2 protein-coding genes are annotated in these 1,589 nt (G+C 68.1%); both read right to left on the bottom strand.

Features of this window, described 5'->3' with window-relative positions; genetic code table 11:
- Positions 1 to 252 precede the first annotated feature (252 nt).
- Positions 253 to 474, bottom strand: coding sequence for an MbtH family protein (locus tag BR31_RS0125075; protein WP_027503351.1), 222 nt, complete (start codon positions 472 to 474; stop codon positions 253 to 255).
- Between the two features lie 83 nt (positions 475 to 557).
- A partial coding sequence (locus BR31_RS30150) for a thioesterase domain-containing protein (RefSeq protein WP_037178355.1) occupies positions 558 to 1,589 on the bottom strand: 1,032 nt, incomplete at its 5' end.

Below are 1,589 nucleotides of genomic sequence, written 5' to 3'. Positions count from 1 at the left end.
GACAGTTCCACGGCCTGAACGCGCAGCGCGGCCAGATCGTCGCCGGACTGCAGATCGAAAATGCCGAGGATCGAACACACGGGGCCGAACTCCTTACCGTTGGGATGGAGGGCCGAACCCACGCCGGCCCCCGAGGATCGTCGCCACGCGACGAGAGGTCGGCGCCCCACACCGGGGCACCGACGGGTGCTCACGACCATGAACGAACCCGCCCCGGAACGGATGCTCTGGTGGCGGGTTCGTCGATCGCGCCTATTGGTCGGCGTCCCCCGCCATCGCCTCGATCAGGCTCTTCGGCCGCATGTCGGTCCAGTTCGCCTCGACATAGTCGACGCATTCCTGACGCGAGGTCGGACCGTGCACCTCGACCCAGCCGGCCGGAACCTGAGCGAACATGGGCCACAGCGAGTGCTGGCCCTCGTCGTTCACCAGCACCAGGAACTGGCCGTCCTCATCATCGAAGGGATTGCTCATGTGTCGCGCCTCTCTCGGTCGATACTCGTGTGCTGCAGTTCTTCTCGATCAACGTCGGGCCCGCCTACGGGCTCCTTGACTCCCTACTCGTCGGCCTCGACCTCCTCGGCGTCCCACACCTCTCGCAGCACCGCACCGATCTGGGCGAGCGCGGCGGGCGAGGCCATCCCCCAGTGCGTCTCGTCGATGCCGTGGCTCATGATCCGGCCGTCGATCCCGTCCCGCCAGGTACCCGCGCCGACGCTGCCGCTGGGATCGTCCACAAGCGCGGCGAAGTACACGAGGTCACCCTTGTACTTCGCGGGCATGTAGGCATCCATCACGGCGACCGAGGCACCCGCCGCGTCCACCGCGGCGGTGATCCGCTCCGCCCCGAGTGCGTTGAACGGCGCCGGCAGGTTCTCGACGAACCCGCTCAGCATCTCCTCGGACAGCACCTCGGCCGCCATGACCTCGAGCGAGCCCTCCGGAGCGTCGGCCACGAGCGCCGGGAGCAGGCCTCCGAGCAGATCGCCCGCGGTCATGGCCCGATCCGCGAGCATCCCGTCGGCGGGTCGCTCCGCGAAGCTGTCCATCATCGCCAGCAACGCGACCTCGTCGCCCTCGGACTGCAGCAGCGCCGCCATCGCGTGAGCGATCACACCACCGAGCGACCAGCCGATCAGGTGGTACGGCCCCTCGGGCTGCACCGTCCGGATCTGCTCGACGTACACCCGCGCCCATTCCTCGACGGTCTCGGGCAACGGCGCCGCTCCGGACAGCGCGGGTGACTGCAGGCCGTAGATCCCGCGTTCCTTGTCGATGTGCGCAGACAATCCGGCGAAGGCCCACGAGAGACCGATGATCGGGTGGATGCAGAACACCGGCGGCTTGGACCCGCCGGACCGCAGCGGGAGCAACACGTCGAACGCCGCGTCCTCGGCCATGCTCTCGAGCCCCAGCCGCGCAGACACGATCCTTGCGGCCAGCGCCTCCGTGGTCGACGTGGTGAACAGCCACATCACCGGAACCTGAGCCTCCAGCGCGCTGCTCAACCGGGCAGCGACCTGCATCGCGATCAGCGAGTTACCACCAAGAGCGAAGAAATCGTCATCGAGACCGACCCGCTCCAGACC

This window comes from Rhodococcus sp. UNC363MFTsu5.1 (assembly GCF_000686785.1).
GTDB lineage: Bacteria > Actinomycetota > Actinomycetes > Mycobacteriales > Mycobacteriaceae > Rhodococcus_G > Rhodococcus_G maanshanensis.
This window is presented reverse-complemented; position numbering and strand designations above follow the sequence as displayed.

Excerpts from the sequence above, each read along its gene's own strand:
- BR31_RS0125075 (WP_027503351.1), bottom strand. The coding sequence starts at position 474 with ATGAGCAATCCCTTCGATGATGAGGACGGCCAGTTCCTGGTGCTGGTG.